Raw genomic sequence first — 23,851 nt, 5'->3', positions numbered from 1 at the left:
TAGGAGTCGGAAAAACCGGCTCAGAAATGAAAAAAGCCGCCCCATCGGGCGGCCATGCAATTGAGAGATTCAGCGCATCAGAGGAACAACCAACAGCGGCCATTCTCCTCTCTGATGAAATCACGCCATTCAGCTCTCCCGGAGAAAGCCTTCGCCAGCGTGTTGACGCTGGTGCTGTATCCGGCGCTCTCCAGAACCTCAGCGGTCAGAAGTTCCGGATGGCCGGATTTCCAAGCGTCATACAATTGCCGGATGATTGCGCGCTGTTTCGATCCAGAGAATGCATACCGTGTTCCGCGAACTGTGAGGGACGCGCCGTCGGCCGCCATGGTGATCAGGTCGTCGTTCAGCTGTGAGCCTGCCGCAACACGGGCAGCCAATAGGTCGGGAACGACAGCATGACCATTGTGATCGGCGACATCTCGAACGGCGATAAGCGTATGACCGAGGTGCACGTCAGTCGGCAGGCGATTCCCAGGCGTGAAGCTCAGGACGATTCGCAAGCCGGGCGCCGGACGCTTGCGAGCAGCATCGATGAAACTTTTCCATATTGCTGGTTCGCAGAGCCGACGGCCAATCCACACGGATGTACGTTTGCTGCGTCCTGGAAGTCGCGCGTCGCCGACCTCCCACAGAAGGTCGGGCACGAGTTCGACAGGGCCGGTTCGCGGCGACAGATCCAGCCGCTCCAGCAGCTGTTCGAGCAACGTGTTGAAGTTGACACGGTACGTTGCCAACTGATCACCGGGGACATTCACCCAACCCGCTGACGGGCTGAAATACCCATATGCCCGATGTTCAGGTGACCAAGTCAGATTTACGGGCTCGTCTTCATGGTCGACGAGTGAAACAGCCGCCCGCGAGTGATCTTTCGGCTGAAGGATCCCTGCCGCCTTCAGCGCTGGCGCGACGCGCCCATAGTAGCCGTCGAGGACTGAGCCGCTGATGACCGCATCCGGCGTCTCGATCACAGACAGCAGCAGGTCTGCCGCCTTTCGATCAATCGACGACGGCACTATCTGCCCCGGAAAGAATGCCCCAACGGCGCAGGTACTTTTCGCCGATCAGCTGCTCCTCCTCGGTCTGGTCCTTGAGATTGCAGCCATGCGGCATGGTGATCGTCAGCGGCAGCGTCCGGCCTCGCTTCGCGTCACCCTTGGGGTGGAATTTGATGGTCAGCTTCGCCTGCGTCGCGATCCATCCGCCGGCTAGTGGATCGTTGGCGCCGAACCGCTCTGCCGACATGCTCCAGATGGTGCGGTCGGCTTTCCGAAGGCATTCGAGGGTGGCGCGTTCGGCGTTATTGTCGATGGGCATCAAACGCAGCTGCTTGACCTCGACGGATTCGATCCCGTCCTCCGGCTCTGTCGGGAAGGCAAAGGGGTGCAGGAGAACATCCAGATCGTAATTCCGGAACGGCACCTTTTCACTCTGGAATTCAATCCCGAGCAGGTCCCGCGCCATGAAGCGCACCATCTCCTCGCGACTTTCGCGGTCATTGGCCACGACCTCGATGACGCCGGTTGCCGGCTCGTAGGTCATCGCTGCCTCGAACACTGGGCGGCGGGCGCGACGGACGAGCGCGCCGCCATCGTCGAACGCTAGGAAGTCGTCCAGCAGCCCCTCGCGGTAGATCGCGATCTGCACCAGCTCGCAATCCTCGCCGTCAAAGGTCGGCCGGTAGCGCCCGAAAATGTCGATGTGGATATTGTTGGAAGCGAACCGCTCGCGCAGCGCCGCCTTGAAGGAATCGAGGGATGCCTCGTCGCGGCGCAGGTCAAGGTGCGGCTCACCGATGAACCCGTCCCAACTCCGGCCGCGCCGCCGCTCGTCGGTGTAGCGGACCTCTTCGGCGTGACGGAACCGAATCGGCTCGTTCAGGAACATCCAGAGCGAGCGGGCGTGACCATTCGCGAGATCGTCGAGAACCGTGCGGTCATCGACAACACTATAGAGTGCAGTCTGCCCGGCATCGTCGGCGAGAGCTCCAACACGGTCGGCATCATTGACGATGCGCGCGCGGGCTTCGTCGTCCATCTCGTCGACGGCGCGGAGCGTGACGCGAACCACCTCCGGCTCAGGCGCCTCCCAATCGACCTCGGTCAGAAGCTCGATGCCGGTATGGTGGAAATAGGCCTGCAGCGACGAAGCAGGCATGTTGCGGATGAAACTCGTCACTGAGGCCATGATCGGTGCTCCTTAGCCCTTGATGGTGCGCGGGTCGTTCCCGTGCGAATCGGACTGGCCGATACGGCCATCCTGGTTGTGGATCTTGAACTCCGTCCCGGCGTTGCGGCTCATCTCCCGCCCGCGGTCGATCGCCTCCCGTTTCGTGTCGAAATGCCCGCTAGCGCGGTCGGCCCCGCCGCGGCGAACGTCCCAACCGCCGCCGGAATTGGGAACTACGTGATGGGTCCCTGACCCTTTGCCTTTTGCCATGACGGCCTCCTGTCTTGTAAAAGCGCTAACTGCAGTTCGTTCTTGCGAACTTCTGCGGAAGATAGGGATTGCGCGTATGGCGTGTCAAGCACTAGATGTATCGCGACAACGAACTCGTTGAAAAGCAGGAGGACACCGGTGCCAACACCATTGGGAGAGCGCGTTCGAGAGCTCAGACTGAAGCGAGGTCTGACCTTGGAAGCGCTGGCCGAGCGGGTCGGATCGAGCAAGAGCTACATGTGGGAGATCGAGAACAAGGAGGTTACGCGGCCATCTGCGGAGAAACTGCAGCAGATCGCCTTGGCTCTGGAAACGACCACTGACTATCTGCTCACCACTGAAGCCGTCACTGAGGCCGATGCCGACGACACGGCCTTTTTTCGCAAGTATCAGAGGATGAACCCCAAGGGGAAAGAGCGACTTCGAGAGATGCTGAGGATCCTGGACGACGAGGATGAATGACCGATAGAGCCCGAAAAACGCCCCGGCGGGCTGCCAACGATCTGACGGTTCTACTCCGCACCGTGTTGGGGGAGGACCGATTCCCGGTGGACGTCGAAGCGCTGGCGCTCGAGGTCTCGCGCAACCATGAAGATCCGATCACGGCCGTAAAGGGTGTCGAGATAGACGGCTTCGAGGGCATGCTGCGCGCGCGGCGCAAGAAGCCCGGTTGGCAGATTCTCTACAATACGCAGCCGCGTTACCGCGGGCGCGAGCGTTTTACGTTGGCTCACGAGTTCGGGCACTACCTGCTGCATCGGCGCCCGCTCACCGCCGAACACTACCGTGATGGCGAGCTGTCCGACGACTACGATTTCGAGTGCCTTCCGCTCCAATCCAACGACTGGAAGGACGCCGAGAGGGAGCGCGAGGAAGAGGCCGACACGTTCGCCTCCTTCCTGTTGATGCCCATCGACGACTACCGCAACCAGATTGGCGGCCAGGAAATGACGCGCGATCTCCTCGGCCACGTCACGGATCGATATGGGGTCTCGCTTCTCGCCGCCACACGCAAGTGGATCGAATTCACCGACGCCCGGGCTGCCATGGTGGTGGCACGCGACGGCTTCGCTCTTTGGGGACGGGCCAGCACGACGGCCTACAAGAGCGGCGTGTTCATCCGTTCCGGCATGCCGATCCCGGATGGTTCGGTGATGGCGATGGGCCCCACTTCGCAACAGGCCGGTGGACAGCGGCCCACATCACTCCCCGACGGGATCTGGGCATTCAGCCGGGGCTCGGAGCCCGTCCGGGAACTCGCCTTCTTTTCTGATCGCCTCGGCATTTCGGTTTCTCTTTTGCAGTTCGACGGTCGCGGTGGAGGAGCGGACATCGAAGAGGAAGAGCCGTGGGACAGCTATGACCAGTTCATTGCTGGCGTCAGAGAATAACGTTGGACGCAAATATGATTGACCTCAAGCATTCTGATATCCGAATTATCGATGACGCCTTCCAGGCCGACCCCGGCTATGTCCTCAATTTCTCCGACCGGACATTTCGAGAGTATTTCGAGGAAGAGTTCAAAATCGATATTGATGATCGAAAATACCAGTCCAACGGAACATCGAAGATGAACCGTCTGCGGGCATTCTGTCGTGTTGAACCCCCGGCTACCGTTTCGCGAGTGCTGCGTAGCCTGTGGCAGTACCGTGAAGCAACCCGGTCGCCGGGTCCGCGCGACGGTGAGATTGGAGTAAATTTTTTCGACCTTCTCTCACGTATAGAAGGCGGCGGTACAATCGCTCGAACGGATGCGATCGAACGATTCGCCGTCGACCAGACTCTCGACGAGCTGGTTGCCGCTATAGAACGCGACATCATTGCCGATCGCCCCGCAGTGGCTTTGGATCGCCTACATACCTACTGCGCAAAGAAGTTTGGGCACCTGCTCGACCGGAGAGGCGTCACCTGGGATCGGACCGAGCCCCTTCACAGCCGCGTCGGCAAGTATGTCAAGGCTTTGAAACAGGAGCGGGAGCTCCGGGAAATGACGGAGCAGATCATCAAGAATTCGATCGGTGTCTTCGACAAGTTCAATCACGTTCGGAATAATCAGAGCCTCGCTCATGACAATGAGCTGCTCGACAAGGCGGAGGCGCGGTTCATCTTTGACTCGGTGTGCGCGGTGCTCCGTTTCGTCAAGAGCATCGATACCGTTCGATTCGATGACTGATCGCCCCCTTCAGAAGGAAGCAGCCACCTACAAGGACCATACGATCTGCGTCACGCTTCGAATGATTGCGTGCAATCACGTTAAGTCATTGAAATAGATTGCATATGGCCGTTTCGCGACTACCGTTTGCTGATCATCTTTTGTTGCGAACGGTCTCATGCAAGAATCTCGATCCGGCCCGAATCCTCCGTTGCCCGCCCGTCTGTCGGCGGATGAACGCCTCAATGAACTCGCGTGCATTATTGCGGCGGGGCTGAGGCGTGTTCTGCCAGAGCAGTCCAGTTCTTTATCTGCAGTCGGCGAAGACAGTTCATTCGACATTCTCGCCCTCAAACGCCGTGTTGGTCGTCGCAAACCGAGCAACCGAGATGGAGGGCAATGATGCCAGGAACAAAGAGAAAGATGGATCCCCCGCAGGGGCGGCCGGGCGAATGCGCCTCGGCGGAAGAGAGCGTGGTCATGCAGCTTTCAGCGCTCAAGCGAATGACGGTCGTGGAGCTGAAGACGAAGTGGGAGAGCCTCTTCGGCTCGTCCGCTCCGAATAACAGCCGCAGTTACCTTGAGCTGAGGCTCGGCTACCGGATTCAGGAACTGACCCTCGGCGGGCTTTCGCGCGAGACGCGACGGACGTTGGACCTGCTGGCCGACGAGATCGAGGGCCAAGCCAGGCACAGGTCGATCATCGCCGATCCCCGCAACCCGGTTGTCGGCACGCGGCTGGTGCGCGAATGGGACGGGGTGGAGCACACCGTCACCGTGATGAAGAACGGGTTCGACTGGCAGGGGCGCAAATTCAAGTCGCTGTCGGCGGCGGCGCGGGCGATCACCGGCACGCAATGGAACGGCTACCGCTTCTTCGGCCTGCGCGAAGCCCGGAGGGACGACAGATGAGCCGTCATCAGGAAGCCGTCGCGGTCATGACTCGCCGTCTGCGCTGCGCCATCTATACCCGCAAGTCGAGCGAGGAAGGGCTCGACATGGAGTTCAACAGCCTCGACGCCCAGCGCGAGGCCTGCGAGGCCTATGTGGCGAGCCAGAAGGCGGAAGGCTGGACGGCCATCCGTGAGGGTTATGACGACGGCGGCTTCTCCGGCGGCACGCTGGAGCGGCCCGGCCTGAAGCGCCTCATCCAGGATGTCGAAGCGGGACTGATCGACGTGATCGTCGTCTACAAGATCGATCGGTTGTCGCGCTCGCTGATGGATTTCGCCAAGCTGGTTGAGATCTTTGACCGCAATCAGGTGACGTTCGTGTCGGTCACGCAGTCGTTCAACACAACGACGTCGATGGGCCGCCTGACGCTGAACATCCTGCTCAGCTTTGCGCAGTTCGAACGGGAGGTCATCGGCGAGCGCATCCGCGACAAGGTCGCGGCCTCGCGCAAGCGCGGCATGTGGATGGGCGGCTACGTCCCGCTCGGCTACGACGTGCGCGACCGCAAGCTGGTGATCAATGATGCCGAGGCCGCGACAGTCAGGATGATCTTCGAGCGGTTCGTTGCCATCGGCTCTGCCACGACGCTAGCCAAAGCGCTGGCAGCCGAAGGTGTGCTGAACAAACGCGACAAGCTGATCGACAAAGGCTTCCTCTACAAGCTGATCAACAACCGGGTCTACCTCGGGGAAGCCGTCCACAAGGGCACGGCCTATCCCGGCGAACATAAAGCCATCATCGACCGGGGCCTGTGGAACAAGGTTCACAGCATCCTGCAGGAAAGCCCGCGGCTGCGGGCAAAGAATACGAGGCGCCAGACGCCAGCCCTGCTGAAGGGGATCATCTTCACCGACACCGGCACGGCGATGACGCCGACAGCGACGAAGAGGGGCACGCGCCTCTACCGCTACTACGCCTCGATGGACCTGATCCGTAATCGCCCGACCGGCGAGACTTCAGGCCCGCTGCGCTTGCCCGCAGGTATGGTCGAGGATGCCGTCGTCGGCGAAATTCGCCGCATGATCCGCGCGCCCGAGATCGTGGCGCGAACGATCAAAGCCCTTCGCGAGGAGAGCCCGACCGTCGATGAGAAGGCAGTCGTGAAAGCGCTCGGCGAGTTCGATCAGCTTTGGGCGGCGCTCTATCCGGCGGAGCAGACCCGCATCGTCCATCTTCTGGTGGAGCGGGTGATCGTCGGCGAAGGCGGCATCGCCGTCGATTTGCGCAATGAGGGGCTGGGCTCGGTTCTCAGGGACATGATGGCACCCCGCCAGACGGAGGCCTGCGCATGACCGGTTCAACGGAGACCATCCGGGTCGTCATCCCGCTGACGATCCGCAAACGCAACGGGCGGCCGAAGATCTTGCCGCCCGACAATCTGACTTCTCGGGATGACCGTTCACAGGACCCCCATGTACTACACGCAATCGCCCGCGCCTGGAACTGGCGGCGGCAGCTGGAAACCGGTGCCGCCTCCACCATCCAGGACATCGCGGCGGCCGAGAAGGTCTCCGACCGGTTCGTGAGTCGAATGATGCGGCTCGCCTATCTGTCGCCGGGAGTGCTCGAACACCTCGTCATTCGGCGCGTGCCGCCAGCGCTTTCGCTGAACGACCTGGTCGCTGTCGCCGACCAGCCGTGGGCGGAGCAGATGGACTTTGTGTTTGAGGGAAGCGTCGAAGCCCGCTGACGGCAGCGCGATCCAAGCTACATTAGCCCCGCTTCTGCCTTGAGCCGCTGTAGGTCCTCGAATTCCTCTTTCGGCCATTGAAACCTAGAGTTTTCACCATCAATCTTCGCAATAGCGCGTTTCAATAGGTCATCCGCCTCTTTATACTTGGCCCTCGGATCATTCTCTTTGCGGCCCAGTTCCTTGAGAAGAATTGCAAGATTGTTCAAAAGCATTGGATGATCCTCAAATGGCTTTTGGCCGTCTCGACTTGTATACTCACAGGCCATCTTGATTGCGCTGCGATATTCTCTCTCTGCTCCAATCCAGTCTTCCCTAACTTCTTTCAGAAACGTCCCGAACCAAGTTCTAATAAACGGCTCTCGTGGCGCATTCGACAAAGCCGTCTCAAATTGCTTTTCGACACGATCTGCATCCAACTCCATTCCGCCATGGTACCACTGGAGATACTCCGCCCTTGCCACATTTGCCAACAGTAACGCCTTCGTGAACTTGTCCTTGGTGTATTTTGCAACCTCGGCTACCTCACGAATTTCATCTATATCCCCCATTGGGTCACGAATTAGCCCACCCAACTTACCCCTTAAGGCTTTATTCCATCGGGAAGTACCAACTCCTTTCCTTACGGTCCATATAAACCATGGCGCGCGCAACCTTTCTAGAATGTCTTCCTCAAGATCCGACCAGTTTTTCGTAATGTAAGTACGATACGCCTTAGCATCTTCATACCTGTCGAGTTTGTCACGGGCCTCGTCATTGTTTACGTCGATTTGCAGCGCTGTCTCGAAAAGCTCACCCGCAAAATCGAATCCAGCTTCACTGGTGTATTGAAGAACGGTGGCAGACTGAACCAACGTCTGCACATCTGACGGAAAAGCCCTCACGGCCTCTCTGGCCGCATCCTCGGCCGGACCTATTCGACCTGCATGAAGCAAATTCCAAGACCGCTCCCGATGAGCGAACTTATTCTGTGGATTTGCTGCAACCGCCCGCGAAAAGCAGACTTCCGCAGTGTCGTGATCAAAGAGAACAATCCTAGCTAACCTACCTAAGCAAGTCAGCCAGTCGGAACACCAGACTTCGGGAAGCTCACCCGTCGCCGCCTCCCGCCCCTCCTGAATAAGACTCCCTACTGCCGACTCGTCGCGAACTAGCAAGTTCGCAATGGGTTTGGTTTTTGCGAAGACCGACCTGGCGAAATCATCTTCGGTGGGACTCTCTTCCGACAAGTGAAGCAAAATGAACAAGAGATTGCGCGCGCGATCATGGCTACTTGGCACTGCGAAGGGCGCGATGTATCGAAAGAAAAGCTCATGCCTGATTCCGACGCATCCTTCCCTATTTGCAGTGACGCGCTCAAGGGTATTCCAGAAACCAGACTCTTGAATCTTTTTCTTTCTCAATATTCTATTGATTACGCTTACGGGAACATCGAGCTTTAGTCCGGAAAATGTAATAACAATTTCATAGATGATTTGAGCAAAACTTCCGCTTAGAGAATTGAACTCTTCAACAAGCAAATCAGATACAGCGCGTCCATACCGAAATATCAGTAGAGTTGCAGCCAGAAGCCTGTCTCTCTCCTCTTGGCAGAGTGCGATACGTGCAGCCTTGGATAGGTGACAGCGAATATGCCGAACTTTTCCTTCAGTTTCTAGGGAGACGACCTTATCGATTAGGGCGTTTAATTCATTGTCACTTAATCGTCCAACTGACCAGTGGTAGGCGCGTATTTTATCGCGGTTGAGGCTCGCAAGTTCGTTGGGTGACAGGATTCGCCAGACTTCGGTTGCGACCAGAACGACTGGAAACTTGATATCGTCCAAACTTCCGGATACATCCGAAAGGCTCACCTGACCTCTGGCGAGTCGAGCCGCCCCGTCAATTAAGAACAGAGATGGCTTGCAGTCTCTGGATACGACGTCACGGATCTGATGTGAAAGCGCCTTGGGCGAGGTCCAATCGGCATACAAGGAATGGACGCCATAGCCGGCTCTAAGGCAGTCCAGTGCCAATCTTTGTGAGATGACGCTTTTTCCCGAGCCGGATGGGCCGCTGATTGTGAAGATGTAGTTGGCGGGGTCACCCCCCAAGCAGGCCAATGCAGCAGATCGGATACCGCCCTCTTTTACGTATTCATACCGGTCAATATCGAACCCCGCAGCGATATCGTCCAAAGTCGGGGCCTTTACGTCTAAGAAGTCATCGGCATATTCCGACGGCGCGGTGGGGAGGGCGAGAGGACGAAATGAAGGAGCAGCGATGTCGTCGGAAGGTTGTGGTTCGAGCTGTTGATCTCCAAAAACCCGAGCTCGAATCTTCTGTTCTGTCTTTTCGCGCCCTTCATGGTGCGCTGACGGAAACATAGCCATCTGACGCTCGGCAAAGACCGCAATGATCGCCTGGAACGCATCGAACCACGGCCCCTCGCGTCGCCCGGCCAAAAGGAAGCGGAATGTGTCTGGCGTGTACTCCACCGTTTCTGGCAGAGCCTGCAACAGTTCCAACTGCGTGGCAAATCCCAGTTCCTTCATCATTTCCTTGACTTCATGGCCGAATGCGCGGTTACGTGCATCGATCCGCGGCGGAAGTACGCTCTCGTCGTGGTTCGTTTTTGGTCCGCTCATGGTCCGGATCGCCTCCCCTCATCCCGCTACAGTCCGAGTCGTCCGAGCAATCAAGCCCGGCACATCTCGAAACTAAGCGTAGGAGAGCAACATGAGCAACTATCGTCCACCTTATGGTACCCTTGACTTCCTTCTTTCGGGTTCGAGGGAAACCAAGCGCATGAGCCGCGCCAACGATGACTATCGGCGTGGCTACTATCAGGGCAAGGGCCGCCAGGACGGCTCCCGCCGCTAACCTCAACAGCAGAAAAGGAAGAACGACATGGGTATCTTCGGTGGAAAAGGTGGTTCCAGCGGTAGCAAAGGCGGCTCCGGTGGTGCTGGTCGCGGAAACGCGGGAAGCGGCGGTCAGCGTGGCGGCGGTCGTGGAAGCTCCGGTGGCGGCACCGGAACCCGCGGTAAGTAAGAGCTGATAGCAAGTAGCGCTATCCTTTCCCGGGCGGCAGACTGCCGCCCGGTTTTTTTCTTTTTTGCGTGCTCCGCCATCCGCGCGAGCACGATCCGGAATACGGCCCATCGCGGGCTACTACCCGTAAGTGCGCCATGAAACGCCTACGCTGCGTTCTCTGGACGGCGACGCTGGCCGGAAGAACGGCCACAGAAGGCGCGCCCGCGCAACGCGCGGAACTTGCTGAAAACGCTGACTTTTTCGAAGCCGAACCGAACTGGACGAGGTTCGCTCGGTTAGAGACGAAAGCCATTCAGAGACCGAAAATCGGCGCTGCGCCAGTCTCCGAGGTTCGGTCGGCTCTCGCAAACCCCTTTGAAACTTGGGAGAAATCCAGCGCTCAAGGCGCGTCGCTCAAAGTTCGCGACTGAGAAATGGCGGACAGACAGGGATTCGAACCCTGGAGACGGTCTCCCGCCTACACACTTTCCAGGCGTGCGCCTTCGACCACTCGGCCACCTGTCCGTGCGCGGGGTGATAGGACAGGCAGGCGGTGGGGTGCAAGTCGCAACTGGACTACTTCTGTCCGGATCGTGATCGTTCAGCCATTGTTTGAATCCGCGCGCTATGGTCCTGTTCGGGTGATGTAATCCCGGAGACGTTGTCATGCTGATCAGAACAGCACTCCTGTCACTGGCTTTGGCCTGGCCTTCGTTCGCCCAGACGGTCGCGGATATCGCCCCGCGCGATGGCTGGTCGGTGACCGCCACGGACAAGACATTCGACGAGCTGGTCGCAGCCACGCGTGCTGCCGCCAAGGCCGGAAAGATGGCCGTTGTGACGATGGCGGGACCGACCGATGCAGCGGCAAATCGCGGGATCACAATTCCCGGAAACCGTGTAATCGGCCTGTATAACAACGATTTCGCGGTGCGGGTGCTGCGCTTGTCGACCGCTGCGATGATTGAAGCGCCAATCCGCATGTATGTGACGGAAAACGCTGACGGGACGGCCAGTCTTAGCTATAAGCTGCCCTCCGATGTCCTGGCGCCCTACATGTCCGAAGCGCCCGGTCTGGATAGCATCGCCGCCGAAATCGACGCGGCCTTCGCCGCCGTCGCCCAGTCCGCGACCGAGTAGTCAGCCGGTCAGCAAATCGGCCAGTTGCGCGGCGTGGGCATCCAGCGGTGCACCGGCACGGATGACCAGAACCAGATCACGGCTGACAGGCAGCGCTTCGCAGATGGCGCTCAACCCGTGCAGATCCACTTCAGGCAGAATCGTCGCGCCGACGTTCTCGCGCAGGCACGCGCGGATGGTCTGGACATGATCCAGAACGATACGCGGGCGGGCCGACAGGTCGGGCCTTTCGGCAAGCGCCCGCGCGATCAGCTTGCCGATCCCGGTCGACGGGGCGAAATGCAGGAACGGAGCATCGGGTGACAATCCGCGGGGAACAGCCAGCACAAGGCGATCGGTCGCAAGCACGCGGTGACGCAATCCGCCAGGTGGCACGCCCGTCGCAGTCACCACCGCTGCATCCACTGCGCCACTTGCCACGTCCTGTTCAAGCACTTCGCTGAGTCCGGTTCGGAATGTGAACCGGGCGGCAGGCAGGGCGGTCGTGACGTGAACCAGAAAACCCGGAAGCAGGCGGGGACCCGCACTTGCGACCAGACCCAGACGGAAGTCGCCCGACAATCCAGCACCGGGTCGGGCAAGGCGGCGCAAACGGTCTTCGGCGGAAAGAACCTCGGCGGCGGCGGTAACGGCTGCACGGCCCAGCGGGGTGAGCGCCGGGGGGCGACTGCGGCGGTCGAACAGCGCGCCACCCAGTGTGGCTTCAAGCGATTTCATCTGCATCGACACGGCAGAGAGCGTCATGTTCAACCGCTCCGCCGTTTCGCGGAAACTGCCGGTCGCGGCAATCGTGGTCAGGGTCGTCAGGTCGCGATTCTGCATCTTCAGTTATCCTGAATATGAAATTCATCAGAACTCGTTCGACTTGAACATGTGCATGGGCGAGGCGTACCAGCAAGGAGAATGCCATGTCTGACCATCTGACCCGCGCCAAAGCTCTTGCACCAACTTTCGCCGAACGCGCCGCAATCTGGGATCGGGAGCGGCGCTATTGCCATGATAACGTCGCCGACCTGACGCGCGCCGGGCTGATGGGGATGTCCGTTCCAGAGCAATTCGGCGGGCCGGGCCTGACGCTGACCCAGATCGTGCCGATCATCGAAGTCGTCGCGGGCGCATGTACCCTGACCGCCCGCGTTCTGGTCGAAGGCAATATGGGCGCACTGACCGCCGTTATGTCCTATGGCACCGATGTGCAGAAAGCGCAGTGGGCGGAGGGTGTAATGTCGGGCGACAAGCCAGCGATCTGCATCTCCGAGCCGGGGGCAGGGTCCGACGCCCGCGCCATGACGACGACCGCTACGCCCGCACCGGGCGGATGGCGTCTGAACGGTGTGAAGCACTGGATCACTGGCGGTGGGATTTCGAACCTGCATCTGGTATTTGCGCAGGCGCCTGATGGCATCCGCGGTTTTCTGACGGAAGCGGGCCCCGGCCTTGCTGTCACGCGGCTGGAACGGACGATGGGCCTGTGTGGCATGCCCGAAGCGGAACTGACCTTTACGGATCACTTTGTCGCAACCGACAACATGCTGGACGCGTCGTTTGGCGATCTGATGGGCGCGTATAACGTGCAGCGGATCGGGGCCGGTACAATTGCATTGGGTGTCGCGTCCGGGGCAGCAATGCTGGCGCGCGATCATCTGCTGGACCGGTGCCAGTTCGATCGCCCTTTGGCTGAATTTCAGGGTCTGCAATGGATACTGGCAGACATGGACACGGAACTGGCCGCCGCGCGCCTTCTGCTGCTGGATGCCGCCGCGAGCGGCATACTGCCCGACCGCATCAAGGCCGCGCGCGCCAAGCTACTCTCGTCGGAAACCGCGATCCGCGTCGTCGACCGGGCACTGCAGATGTTCGGCGCGGCGGGATACGGCAGCGATACCCCGCTGGAGCGGATGTACCGCGATGTGCGCATGTTCACCATCGGCGGGGGCACTGCGCAGGTCTTGCGCAACCAGATCGCGGCTCACATTCTCGACAGAAAGCTGTCACAGCGGTCCGGGACGTTTGACGCAGGGCCGAGGGGTGATATCGCAGCGCAATGAGCACCATTCGCGCCGCCGACGTTCTTGCCCGACGCCTCTACCTTGCCGGTTGTCGCCGTGCTTTCGGCATGCCCGGAGGTGAGGTGCTGACCCTGATCGACGCGCTGGAGACGGCTGGGATCGAATTCACCCTGTGCCATCACGAGAATGCCGCCGGATTCATGGCCGAAGGTGTATATCATGTCGACAATGCGCCGGCCATTCTTGTGGCGACCGTCGGTCCGGGCGCGATGAATGGTGTCAACGTTGTCGCGAATGCCGAACAGGATCGTGTGCCGATGATCGTGCTGACCGGTTGTGTCGACCCGGACGAAGCGCAGACATATAATCATCAGGTCCTCGACCACCGTGCCGTTTTTGCTCCGATTACCAAGGCGACTTTCACCCTGACTGGGGGGGCCGCAGCGATACAGGCCGACAAGGCCGTGCGGATCGCCACCGGCGGAGCGGGCGGTCGCGCCGGTCCGGTGCATATCGACGTGCCGATTTCAGTCGCCGATGCAAAGGTGCCCGACATGGTGGTGCATCACGCCGATATTGCGCCGGGTGCCATTGGTGAAGATGCGCTGGCGACGGCACGCGGCTGGCTGGCCAACGCCAAACGACCGATCATGCTGGCCGGGTTGGATGCATTGCGCGATGGGGCAGGCGACGCGATCAGGGCGTTCTGCGAGGCACACTCGGTACCGCTGGTCACGACCTACAAAGGCAAGGGTCTGCTGGACGAAAGGCATCCTCTGGCCTTGGGCGGCGCTGGTTTGTCGCCTCTGGCGGACAGGACACTCCTGCCACTGTTCCGCGAGGCCGACCTGATCGTTCTGGCCGGTTACGACCCGATCGAAATGCGGCCTGGTTGGCGCGGCGTCTGGGATCCGGCGTCGCAGAACGTCCTCGACATCAGCCACGCGCCGAACCTGCATGGCATGCACAGCTCAACGTTGGAGGTTATTGCGCCGGTCGGCACAACGCTCGACGCGATCCGCAACGGGGTGACCGCTGGGCCAGTCTGGGATGTCGCTGCCAAGACACGGGACGCACTGGCGAAGTCCTTTCCGGTGGGGGATTGGGGGCCGGACGCCATCGTCGCCGTCTGCCGCGACGTCTGCCCGCAGGATACCATCGCCACGGTGGATTCCGGCGCGCACCGTATTCTTCTGTCACAAATGTGGAAGTGCCCCGCACCTCGCACCTTGTTGCAGTCGTCGGGCCTTTGCACGATGGGATGCGCCCTGCCGCTGGCCATCGGGACCAAACGCGCTGCTCCGGACCGCCCTGTCGTGGGGTTCATGGGGGACGCGGGCTTTCTGATGGTCGCGGGCGAGTTGGCCAGTGCCGCCACGCTGGGCCTGCCGGTCGTATTCGTGGTGTTCGTGGATCATTCGCTGGCGTTGATCGAACTGAAGCAGCGACAGCGGCAGATGAAGAACACAGGCGTAGACTTCGGCCCGACGGACCATGCCGCCGTGGCGCGCGCCTTCGGTGGAAATGGCGTGCAGGTGCGCGACCGAGTCGGGCTGCGCGAAGCGATGACGACGGCACTGGCGACTGACACATTCACCCTGATCGCCTGTGAAATTGATAGAAAGGCATACGATGGCCGGATCTGAAGGACCATTGCACGGCGTCCGCATCCTCGACCTGAGCCGGATTTTGGCCGGCCCGACCTGCACGCAACTTCTGGGCGATCTGGGGGCGACCGTCCTTAAGATCGAAAATCCCGGAACGGGCGGCGACGATACCCGGCAATGGGGTCCTCCTTACGTGAAGGACGGATCGGAAGATACTGATTTATCAGCATACTTCATGTCTGCGAATCGCAACAAGCTGTCGGTTTCCATTGATATTGCCGCGCCCGAGGGTCAGGCCGAGGTGCGGCGTCTTGCGGCCTTGGCCGATATCGTGCTGGAAAATTTCAAGCCCGGCGGTCTTGCGAAATACGGGTTGGATTATGCTGGCCTGAGCGCGGTGAATCCAAAGCTCGTCTATGGTTCGATCTCGGGCTACGGGCAGACCGGGCCGAATGCGTCCAAGCCCGGCTATGACCTGATGGCGCAAGGCTATGGCGGCATCATGTCCCTGACCGGCGACCCGAATGGCGCGCCGATGAAGGTCGGCGTCGGCATCGCGGACGTTATGTGCGGGATGTATGCCTGCGTCGGAATTCTTGCCGCGTTGCGTCATGCCGAGGCGACCGGCGAGGGGCAGCAGGTCGACGTCGCGCTTGTCGACAGCCAGATCGCATGGATGATCAACGAGGGCGTCAACACACGACTGAGCGGCCAGGCCCCGATCCGGCGCGGCAACGGTCACCCGAATATCGTACCCTATGATGTCTATGAGACGATGGACGGCCATGTCATCGTCGCTGTGGGAAATGACAGCCAGTTCAGACGGTTCTGCAGCGTTCTTGATCTGGCCAAGCTGCCGGACGACCCCATGTATGCGACGAATCCAATGCGGATGAAGAACCGGGATGCGCTGGCTGAATACCTTGTTCCGGCACTGCGATTGCGCTCCACTGCGGAGGTTATCGCGGCTATGGAGGGTGCCCGCGTCCCGGTCGGGCCGGTGCAGACCCTGCCGCAGGTCTTTGCCACCGATCAGGCGGCGGCTCGGGGCCTGACCCTCGACATGACGACACCGGGGCAGACGGGCGATCTGACGTTGCCGCTGATCGGCAATCCGCTGCATCTGTCGGTAACGCCGGTAACCTATCGCCACCCGCCGCCACGGTTCGGGGCCGATACCGACCGGCTGACGCGGGATGACCCGTTCCAGGGCGATTGATCGGCAGGGAACAGCCGGAATACGGGGTCTTGGCGCCTGGAAATCGCTCAACAGTCGATGACGGGGCGTCACGTGTCCGTTATGGTCGGGCCCCGGCTATAGGCTGAGGAACATGCGCCGGATAGGTGTCTGCCAAGCAGTAGCGAATTCCCGTCTTTCCCGGAGTAGCCATGACCCGTCACGACCTGTTCGATCAGCCCGTCTCCCTGACAGATGCAGCGGCGGTAAGGGAATGGAACGCCATGATTTCGGCTTTCCTGGCTCATGGTGCAATGACGCCGGTGCACCTGGGCAAACTGCTGGAAATCGCCCCCGATTTTGCTGCGGCACATGCGCTCAAGGGGCTGTTCTATGCCCTGCTGGGACGACGAGAGGTGATGCACGAAGCGCAGATAGCACTGGCCTGCGCAGAAGCCCTCGAATCCGGGGCCAACGCCCGCGAACGCAGCCTGATTGTCGCGCTGCGCCATTTCCTTGCGGGTAATCCAAGCGCGGCCATCACGGCGATCGAGGCCACTCTGGCGACCGCCCCGACTGATACTCTGGCCATGAAGCTGAGCCATGCGCTGCGCTTCGTGATCGGTGACGGACCCGGCATGCGCCAATCGGTAGAAAAAGTGCTGCCGACTTATGATGACGATCATCCCGGACGCGGTTACCTGCTGGGTTGCCATGCTTTCGCGCTGGAAGAAACCGGCGATTACGCCCGTGCCGCGCTGACGGGTCGCGCCGCGCTGACGCTGGCGCCCGACGACGCCTGGGGCCTGCACGCCGTGACCCATGTCTATGATATGACCGCCGACGCCAGAGGCGGACTGGACTGGTTGGAGGGACGCGAGGCGGCATGGATCCACTGCAACAACTTCGGCTTCCACGTCTGGTGGCATAAGGCGCTGATGCTGCTGGAGCTTGGTCGCATGGACGAGGCTCTGGACCTTTACGACACCCATATCCGGTCGGAAAAGACCGACGATTACCGCGATATCTCGAATGCCACGTCGCTGCTATCCCGGCTGAAGCTGGAGGGCGTCGATGTCGGGAGGCGTTGGGAGGAACTGGCCGATTTGTCCGAAAAACGGACCGAGGACGGCTGCCTGATCTTTGCCGACCTGCATTACCTTCTGGCGCTGACCAATGATTGCCGCGAGGGCGCGATCGCGCGGATGATGGCGCGACTGGCAGCCGATGCGGCCCGCTCCGGGACCGAGATCGAACGCCTTATGGCGGTCCCCGGTCTGAACGCCGCCCGTGGGCTGGAGGCGTTTGGCGACGGCGATTACGGCACCGCCTTCGCCGCGCTGGCCAGGGCGCGTCCGCACATGCAGGGGGCGGGCGGCAGCCACGCCCAGCGCGACGTATTCGAGCGGCTGACCATAGACGCGGGCCTGCGGGCCGGGCAACTGACAGATGCGAAAGCCATTCTTGCCGACCGAATGGCGCGGCGCGGAGGATACGAAGATGCCTATGCCGCAGCGCGGCGGGACTTGATCGCACGGGCAGAAAATGTGTCTTGCCCAAAGGGCGCGTCCGCGTAGGTCGCACACAGTAAGGAATAATGACCCGAATGACGACGACGACCCCGAACGAGGCTTTCGCGACGTCTAGCCCGACCATGGCAACGGCGGGGCTGGCGATCCGCGACCCGCGACTGGATTTCTTTCGCGGGATCGCGATGTTCATCATTTTGTTCGCCCATACGCCCGGCAACGCATGGACGTCATGGATACCGGCACGGTGGGGGTTTTCCGACGCGACAGAGATCTTTGTGTTCTGTTCCGGTATGGCGTCGGCCATCGCCTTCGGCCGGACGTTCGACCGGGCAGGGTGGCCGCTGGGCACCGCGCGCGTCGGCTATCGTGTCTGGCAGATATACTGGACGCATCTCGCGATGTTCCTGGTGATTGCCGCCATGCTGGCGGGGCTGGATGCGACGGGATGGCACCCGGACCGTGAGTATATCGGCACCCTGAACCTGTGGAAGTTCTTCGCCGATCCGGGGCCGCAACTGATCGGACTGGTGACACTGACCTATGTGCCGAACTATTTCGACATTCTGCCTATGTATATGATCGTTCTGCTGCTGATGCCCGTCTTCATGGCGCTAAGCCGGGTGTCCCTGCCATTGCTGGCTGTCGTTTCGATCACGATCTGGCTGTTTGCGCAGCAGGCACTGCTGGAGAGTCTTGGCCTGGGGGCCTGGTATCTGGCTTTCCCGGCCGAGCCGTGGTCCGACCGGACATGGTTCTTCAATCCATTTGGCTGGCAGCTGGTCTTCTTCACCGGCTTTGCCTTCATGCGTGGCTGGATTCCGGCACCGCCGGTACGGCCATGGTTGATCGGGCTGGCGCTGGCCATCGTCATCATGAATTTCTTCGTGTCCAACATCGGCTTCCGGTTCTTCCAGCTTGGTCTTCTGAAAGACATCTATATCAGCCTGACGGGTTGCACCGAGACGGGTTTCGGGGCCTGCAATCCGGCCTTCGACTGGCGGCAGGCGAATGGGGCATGGTTCGACAAGACCGACTTCGCGATCCTGCGCTACGTCCATTTTCTGGCGCTGGCCTATCTGGCATGGACTGCGGCAGGCACCCATGGGCACCGTCTGGCGGCGGTTGGGCAGGGGGCCGTCGCGCGCATCTGGGATGAAATGGTCGCCATCGTGATGAAGGTTGGTCAGCAAAGCCTTGCCGTTTTCGTGTTCTCGATGGTTCTGGCGCGGATCAACGGCTATCTTCTGGATGTCATCGGACGCAATGGTTTCACCTGGGCGCTGATCAATCTGACCGGTGCCGGATTGCTGATTGCCTGTGCCTACGGGGCCGGATGGTTCAAGTCCCAACCCTGGAGAGTCAGGCGATGAGGCGGCGCGGGTTCCTGACGGGGGTGTCCCTTCTGGCGCTGACGGTTGCGACGCCGTTGCGGGCCGCGATACCGCGGTTTCTGGAAAGCACTCCGTTTGACCGCGACACCGTGCGGATGCTGGCCCGCGATCTGGCCGCGCGGGACTTTGTGCCGCGCCCGGAGGTGCCCGAGGCCTGGCGTAACCTGTCCTATGACGATTATCGCAAGATCTGGTTCAACACGCGCAACGCCATCTGGGCCGACACCGACCTGCCGTTCGAGATGGACCTGTTTCATCCCGGTCTTTACTTCTCTCGCGCGGTCGAGGTGGATGTCGTGCGCGCCGGCATGGGCAACCGTCTGGCCTTCGATTTCGATCTGTTCGACCGAACCGATGATGCCCCGGACCTGCCCGTCGATGAAACAATGGGCTATTCCGGTCTGCGCCTGCGCCACCGCTATGAAGGGGAGATGAACCACCGCGAATTCGCCGTCTTCCAGGGGGCCAGCTATTTCCGGGCCATCGGGGCGCTTCAGTATTATGGCCTGTCGGCGCGCGGTCTGGCGCTTGGCACCGGCGACGCCGAGGGCGAGGAGTTTCCCGATTTCATCCGCTTCTGGGTCGAGGAGCCGTCGCCCGGCGATCCGGACATCGTGCTGCATGCCCTGATGGACAGCCCGTCTGTCGCCGGGGCCTATCGCATCCGCATCACACCGGGGGCGGCCTGCGAAATGCAGGTCGATTGCACCCTGTTCCCCCGTGTCGATCTGGACCATGTGGGAATCGCGCCGCTGACGTCGATGTTCCTTTACGATCAGACCAACCGTCCCAGGTTTCCCGACTTCCGCCCCGCGGTTCATGACAGTGACGGCCTGCTGGTCTGGAATGGAGCGGGCGAAATGCTGTGGCGTCCGCTGGCGAACCCGACATCCCTGCAGGTCAGCAGCTTCGTCGACGAGGCGCCGCGCGGCTTCGGTCTGATGCAGCGCGCTCGTCGCCTTTCGGATTTCGCGGACCTCGAGGCATATTATCATGAACGTCCCAGCCTCTGGATCGAACCCGCGGATGACTGGGGGCCGGGCATCGTCCGTCTGGTGGAAATCCCGTCGGATCAGGAAATCTACGACAACATTGTCGCCTATTGGCGTCCGCGCGAGCCATTGGCCGCCGGTCGGGAGTACCGGTTCGCCTATCGTATGCTGTGGACTGACGAGACCGGGCCGACACCGCCACCGCGCCGGGGCGATGTCGCGCGCGTTGTGGAAACTTACATGGGGCTGAATTTTTCGCGCGATGCGTGGCTTGCAGCGATAGATTTCGCCGATCACGCTGCGCTTGCGGTTGCCGGGGGCGCGGAAGATGACGCCGATCCGGGTCAGTTCGACGACATGGTGGTGCGGATCAGCGCCCGCGTCCCGACCTCTGACGGGGTGTTGCAGCGCAATCCAGAAACTGGCGGCGTTCGTCTGGCTTTCACCTTCGACCCGGGCAAGGCCGATACGGTGGAGTTGCGCGCGCAGGTGTTCCGCAACGGCGAACCGGCGACCGAAGTCTGGCTCTACCGCTGGACGCGCGCATGACGCAGTCGCGCCTGGTCCTCTCGATGCCGCCCTCCGCACCGCTGGCGCACCCGCAACAGGATCTGTCGCGCCGGTTCCGCGACCATGCGGCCCCGGTGTCTGCGCCCGATGCGGGTGCCGTGTTCTGGCGTCTGGGCACGTTCCTGCCGGCGGCCATCGGCACAGGCGTCCTGCTCTGGGGGTTTCTGTCGTGGTTCGCCGCCGATGGCACAAGCTGGGCCGAGGCCCTGCTGGCGATGCTGATCGGCGCGGGGTTCTTCTGGATCGCGCTGACTTTCGTCACCGTGCTGGCCGGGTCAGGCGCGCTGTTCAGCCGGACGCCGCCAGACGAAGGCCCGATCACGCCTCTGGATGTGGCCCTTCTGGTCCCGGTGCACGAGGAAGCGCCGTGGGACGTGTTCGGCAATGCCGCCGCCATGCTGGAACGTCTGGCCGCGGCCCCCGGCGCGCATCGCTGGTCGCTTTATATTCTGTCTGACACCCGCGATCCGCTCCGCGCCGCGCAGGAAGAGTCCACCTATGCCGCAATCCGCGCAGGACTGCCGGATGTTCGTGTCTGGTATCGACGCCGGGTGCAGAACACTGACAGGAAGGTCGGAAATCTGGCGCAATGGGTGGCGCAATGGGGCGGCGCGCATGACGCCATGTTGGTGCTGGACGCCGACAGCCTCATGTCCGCGCAGGCGATCCGGTCGCTGGCCGATGCAATGGGACGTGATACCTCCGCCGGACTGATCCAGTCGTTTCCGCAACTGATCGGGGCCCGCAGTCTTTTCGCCCGCAGCCAGCAATTCGCGAATGCCATCTATGGCGTCGCCCTGGCCGAGGGGTTGGCCCGCTGGACGGGACGCGAGGGCAATTACTGGGGCCACAACGCCATCATCCGCACCGCAGCCTTTGCCGCGTCCGCCGGTTTGCCGCATGTCCGGGGCCTGCGTGGACGCGATAGCCTGATCCTGTCCCATGATTTCGTCGAGGCTGGCCTTTTGCGCCGCGCCGGTTGGTCGGTCCGGTTCCTGCCGCGTCTGCGCGGCAGTTACGAAGAAACGCCGCCGACCCTGATCGACCACGTTCTGCGCGACCGGCGTTGGTGTCGCGGTAATCTGCAACACCTTGGTCTCTTGGGCACGCGCGGTCTGCATGCGCTGTCGCGGTTCCACATGTTCCATGGCGCGATGGGGTATCTGCTGTCGCCGTTGTGGTTCCTGCTGCTGGCGCTCTGGGCTGTGATCGGCGTGTCCGCAGACCGTTCCGTCATCAACTACTTTTCGCCCGAGAATCCGATGATGCCGAACTGGCCCGAGATGAGTCCCATCAACCACGTCTGGCTGATGGTCACGATGTATGCCCTGTTGCTTGCCCCGAAACTGGTCGGGGCATCTGCCTTGATCGCTTCGGGCACGCCGGTCTCGCGGATGGGGGGGACGTGGCAATTCACCGGCTCGCTCCTGCTGGAGATCGCGGTATCGATCGCCTATGCGCCGATCCTGATGGTGCAGCAGACCATGGCCGTTTTTTCGGCCCTGACCGGCAAGCGGTTCGAATGGACGCCGCAATCCCGCAACGGCGCTGCGCGGCCCTTCGCGGCCGTTCTTCGGTTTCACGCATTCGAGACGCTACTGGGGGCGGTGCTGCTTATCGGTATGGCTACCGGGTTCGTATCGCTCTGGTTGATCCCGATCATGGCCAGCCTGTTTCTTGCGGTTCCGCTGTCGTGGATGTCTGGCCTCGACCTTCCCGGCAGCCTGTCTACCCCGCAGGAGGTGCGTGCGCCTCTGGTCGCCAAGCGCGCTGCGCAATGGCGGGCCAAGCTGAAATCAAGCGTCGAGGGCAGCCCGGCGCAATGATCGGGCGCAGGGGTGCACGACTTATCGGATCGGCAATGCTCGGACCGGCAGAGCCTCGTACCAGTCCAGCATCATGTCGGCCCATCCGGCAGGCACACCATGGCCGCCGGGAAACAACGCCATTTCAAGCGCGCTGTCTTTGGTGCAGGTCCAATACCGGCGCTGAAAATCGCCGGTCGTGCGGGTTCCGGACGGGTTCGGCTGTTCGCAGCCGTTGGCCGCGCGGAACAGGGCCAGACCTTCGAAAATGTCGCCTTGCACAAATTGGCCGTTGCGCAGGACACGTCCCTCCAGCGGGACGGTGCTGTCTTTCCAGCCATGTGTCTGGAACAGCCGCACAGGCCCGGCGCAGCTTGCGGGATGCGGTCGCCAGAACCCGCCCGAGACCGGGGCGTATGCCGAAAAGGCATCGGGTGTATCGCAGGCCAGATAGCTGACCATGAAGGCCCCTGCGGAGAAACCCGCAAGGATCACAGCGTCGGGGTCTATGGCATGGGTCTGCGCCGCGTCGGCGACGATTTCGGCGAAGAACGCGGCTTCATCCCGGCCGGGACCATGCATGATGTCATTGCGGAACGACCAGATGCCGCCCTCCCGGTCGTCGCGCCACGGCAGTCCGTCCGGTGCCAGAACCGCATACCCGCGGTCGGTGAAGGCCTTGATCGTGCCGGTCATGCCCAGGGCGCCGCGTCCGGTGCCCCCTGCGCCGTGCAGGAAGATCACCGCCGGAAAGGGGCCGTCGCCGTCGGGCAGGGCCACGCGGTAGGTGCCCAGCGGCGTTTCGCAGGGCGGATCGTCGCGCCCGCAGGTCTGCGCGACAGACGGCGCAGCGGCCAGACCGATCACCGCCGCCGCCAGCAGGCCCGCCAGACGTGCGATCATCGCAGGGTCACCGGCAGGCCACGCTCCAGCCAGCCCGGACCGGCGCGCGAGCCGAGCATTCCTTCGGGGATGTCGATGATCTGAGTGAATCCGGCATCGGTCAGCCGCGTGCCGGTCCGGTCCGACCGCACACCCCGAGCACAGATCAGTGCGACGGGCCGGTTAAGGTCGCCGTCGGCCATCCGGGTCAACGCCTCGACGAAATCGTCGCGCCGCAGGTCCAGCGTCCGCGCACCCTCGGCCACGCCGGTCTTCATCCATTCGTCCGGACGGCGGATGTCAATCAGCATGATCTTCCCGGCGCGCAGGGCGTCCAGTGCTTCGGGTGGCGTCATCTCGGCCCCCCGGAAGGTGTCGCGTCGCGCCAGAATGAGCCCTGTGGCCGCTGTGGCGACAACGGCGACAGCACCGCCGCCGATCAGCAGAACACGACGGCGGGACAACAGAGTGGGTGTCTCGGCGGGTGCGGTCATGA

General features: G+C 61.6%; 22 protein-coding genes and 1 tRNA gene. 15 read left to right on the top strand and 8 right to left on the bottom strand.

Annotated elements, in window-relative coordinates:
- Window positions 1-77 precede the first annotated feature (77 nt).
- Genes BMY38_RS13570 through BMY38_RS13560 form a run of 3 tightly spaced genes read right to left on the bottom strand, consistent with a single transcriptional unit; the run spans window position 78 to window position 2,439 of the window.
- Window positions 78-1,016 carry a hypothetical protein gene (locus tag BMY38_RS13570; RefSeq protein ID WP_092763682.1) on the bottom strand — a complete coding sequence of 313 codons (939 nt, stop codon included), beginning with the start codon at window positions 1,014-1,016 and terminating at the stop codon, window positions 78-80.
- Window positions 1,000-2,187 (bottom strand): hypothetical protein, encoded by a 1,188-nt coding sequence (locus tag BMY38_RS13565; protein ID WP_092763680.1) that lies wholly within the window; start codon window positions 2,185-2,187, stop codon window positions 1,000-1,002. Before BMY38_RS13565 ends, BMY38_RS13570 begins: the two co-directional genes overlap by 17 nt.
- 12 nt (window positions 2,188-2,199) lie before the next feature.
- Window positions 2,200-2,439 (bottom strand): DUF2188 domain-containing protein, encoded by a 240-nt coding sequence (locus tag BMY38_RS13560; RefSeq protein ID WP_092763678.1) that lies wholly within the window; start codon window positions 2,437-2,439, stop codon window positions 2,200-2,202.
- A 138-nt stretch (window positions 2,440-2,577) separates the two neighbouring features.
- Between BMY38_RS13560 and BMY38_RS13555 the strand changes: the two genes are divergently transcribed.
- The 6 genes from BMY38_RS13555 to BMY38_RS13530 all read left to right on the top strand — a co-directional run bounded on the left by BMY38_RS13555 (window position 2,578) and on the right by BMY38_RS13530 (window position 7,235).
- The gene (locus tag BMY38_RS13555; protein WP_092763676.1) at window positions 2,578-2,901 is read left to right on the top strand and encodes a helix-turn-helix domain-containing protein; all 324 of its coding nucleotides are present in this window, start codon (window positions 2,578-2,580) and stop codon (window positions 2,899-2,901) included.
- Window positions 2,898-3,830 (top strand): ImmA/IrrE family metallo-endopeptidase, encoded by a 933-nt coding sequence (locus BMY38_RS13550; RefSeq protein WP_092763674.1) that lies wholly within the window; start codon window positions 2,898-2,900, stop codon window positions 3,828-3,830. Before BMY38_RS13555 ends, BMY38_RS13550 begins: the two co-directional genes overlap by 4 nt.
- Before the next feature lie 14 nt (window positions 3,831-3,844).
- Window positions 3,845-4,612, top strand: a complete 768-nt coding sequence (locus tag BMY38_RS13545) for an abortive infection family protein (RefSeq protein ID WP_139204719.1) — start codon at window positions 3,845-3,847, stop codon at window positions 4,610-4,612.
- Between the two features lie 459 nt (window positions 4,613-5,071).
- A complete protein-coding gene (locus BMY38_RS13540; RefSeq protein WP_092763865.1) occupies window positions 5,072-5,503 on the top strand; it encodes a DUF2924 domain-containing protein in 432 nt (143 codons plus the stop codon).
- Window positions 5,500-6,837: a recombinase family protein gene (locus BMY38_RS13535; protein ID WP_092763670.1), complete on the top strand. Its 1,338-nt coding sequence runs from the start codon at window positions 5,500-5,502 to the stop codon at window positions 6,835-6,837. The genes BMY38_RS13540 and BMY38_RS13535 overlap by 4 nt, the downstream gene beginning before the upstream one ends.
- A complete protein-coding gene (locus tag BMY38_RS13530) occupies window positions 6,834-7,235 on the top strand; it encodes a ParB/RepB/Spo0J family partition protein (protein WP_092763668.1) in 402 nt (133 codons plus the stop codon). The genes BMY38_RS13535 and BMY38_RS13530 overlap by 4 nt, the downstream gene beginning before the upstream one ends.
- 17 nt (window positions 7,236-7,252) lie before the next feature.
- Here the strand turns inward: BMY38_RS13530 and BMY38_RS13525 are convergent, their stop codons facing one another.
- Complete coding sequence (locus tag BMY38_RS13525; protein WP_139204718.1) at window positions 7,253-9,862, bottom strand: P-loop NTPase family protein; 2,610 nt, start codon at window positions 9,860-9,862, stop codon at window positions 7,253-7,255.
- A 91-nt stretch (window positions 9,863-9,953) separates the two neighbouring features.
- Between BMY38_RS13525 and BMY38_RS18195 the strand changes: the two genes are divergently transcribed.
- Window positions 9,954-10,097, top strand: coding sequence for a hypothetical protein (locus tag BMY38_RS18195; RefSeq protein WP_175495889.1), 144 nt, complete (start codon window positions 9,954-9,956; stop codon window positions 10,095-10,097).
- 588 nt (window positions 10,098-10,685) lie between these two features.
- On the opposite strand, the gene BMY38_RS13520 is transcribed toward BMY38_RS18195, so the two are convergent.
- Window positions 10,686-10,775: transfer RNA gene (locus BMY38_RS13520), tRNA-Ser, on the bottom strand.
- A 141-nt stretch (window positions 10,776-10,916) separates the two neighbouring features.
- Here BMY38_RS13520 and BMY38_RS13515 point away from each other — a divergent pair.
- Complete coding sequence (locus tag BMY38_RS13515) at window positions 10,917-11,390, top strand: DUF302 domain-containing protein (protein WP_092763663.1); 474 nt, start codon at window positions 10,917-10,919, stop codon at window positions 11,388-11,390.
- Here BMY38_RS13515 and BMY38_RS13510 read toward each other — a convergent pair whose 3' ends face one another.
- The gene (locus tag BMY38_RS13510; RefSeq protein WP_092763661.1) at window positions 11,391-12,212 is read right to left on the bottom strand and encodes a LysR family transcriptional regulator; all 822 of its coding nucleotides are present in this window, start codon (window positions 12,210-12,212) and stop codon (window positions 11,391-11,393) included.
- Between the two features lie 86 nt (window positions 12,213-12,298).
- Here BMY38_RS13510 and BMY38_RS13505 point away from each other — a divergent pair, with 86 nt between their 5' ends.
- The 7 genes from BMY38_RS13505 (at window position 12,299) to mdoH (ending at window position 22,494) form a co-directional block, all read left to right on the top strand.
- Window positions 12,299-13,438 (top strand): acyl-CoA dehydrogenase family protein, encoded by a 1,140-nt coding sequence (locus BMY38_RS13505; RefSeq protein WP_092763659.1) that lies wholly within the window; start codon window positions 12,299-12,301, stop codon window positions 13,436-13,438.
- Window positions 13,435-15,045: a thiamine pyrophosphate-binding protein gene (locus BMY38_RS13500; RefSeq protein ID WP_092763657.1), complete on the top strand. Its 1,611-nt coding sequence runs from the start codon at window positions 13,435-13,437 to the stop codon at window positions 15,043-15,045. The genes BMY38_RS13505 and BMY38_RS13500 overlap by 4 nt, the downstream gene beginning before the upstream one ends.
- On the top strand, window positions 15,032-16,225 hold the full coding sequence (locus BMY38_RS13495) for a CaiB/BaiF CoA transferase family protein (RefSeq protein ID WP_092763655.1): 1,194 nt from the start codon (window positions 15,032-15,034) through the stop codon (window positions 16,223-16,225). The genes BMY38_RS13500 and BMY38_RS13495 overlap by 14 nt, the downstream gene beginning before the upstream one ends.
- Before the next feature lie 170 nt (window positions 16,226-16,395).
- Window positions 16,396-17,760 (top strand): tetratricopeptide repeat protein, encoded by a 1,365-nt coding sequence (locus BMY38_RS13490; protein ID WP_092763653.1) that lies wholly within the window; start codon window positions 16,396-16,398, stop codon window positions 17,758-17,760.
- Window positions 17,761-17,789: 29 nt separating this feature from the next.
- A complete protein-coding gene (locus tag BMY38_RS13485; protein WP_092763651.1) occupies window positions 17,790-19,085 on the top strand; it encodes an OpgC family protein in 1,296 nt (431 codons plus the stop codon).
- A complete protein-coding gene (locus tag BMY38_RS13480; protein WP_092763649.1) occupies window positions 19,082-20,647 on the top strand; it encodes an OpgD/OpgG family glucan biosynthesis protein in 1,566 nt (521 codons plus the stop codon). The genes BMY38_RS13485 and BMY38_RS13480 overlap by 4 nt, the downstream gene beginning before the upstream one ends.
- Window positions 20,644-22,494 carry a glucans biosynthesis glucosyltransferase MdoH gene (gene mdoH / locus BMY38_RS13475; protein WP_092763646.1) on the top strand — a complete coding sequence of 617 codons (1,851 nt, stop codon included), beginning with the start codon at window positions 20,644-20,646 and terminating at the stop codon, window positions 22,492-22,494. Before BMY38_RS13480 ends, mdoH begins: the two co-directional genes overlap by 4 nt.
- 21 nt (window positions 22,495-22,515) lie before the next feature.
- Here mdoH and BMY38_RS13470 read toward each other — a convergent pair whose 3' ends face one another.
- Together BMY38_RS13470 and BMY38_RS13465 are read right to left on the bottom strand one after the other, a co-directional pair.
- A complete protein-coding gene (locus BMY38_RS13470) occupies window positions 22,516-23,376 on the bottom strand; it encodes a CE1 family esterase (protein WP_092763644.1) in 861 nt (286 codons plus the stop codon).
- A complete protein-coding gene (locus BMY38_RS13465; protein ID WP_092763642.1) occupies window positions 23,373-23,849 on the bottom strand; it encodes a rhodanese-like domain-containing protein in 477 nt (158 codons plus the stop codon). Before BMY38_RS13465 ends, BMY38_RS13470 begins: the two co-directional genes overlap by 4 nt.
- Window positions 23,850-23,851: the final 2 nt, after the last annotated feature.

It is taken from the genome of Jannaschia helgolandensis, from assembly GCF_900109285.1.
GTDB classification, from domain to species: Bacteria; Pseudomonadota; Alphaproteobacteria; order Rhodobacterales; family Rhodobacteraceae; genus Jannaschia; species Jannaschia helgolandensis.
This window is presented reverse-complemented; position numbering and strand designations above follow the sequence as displayed.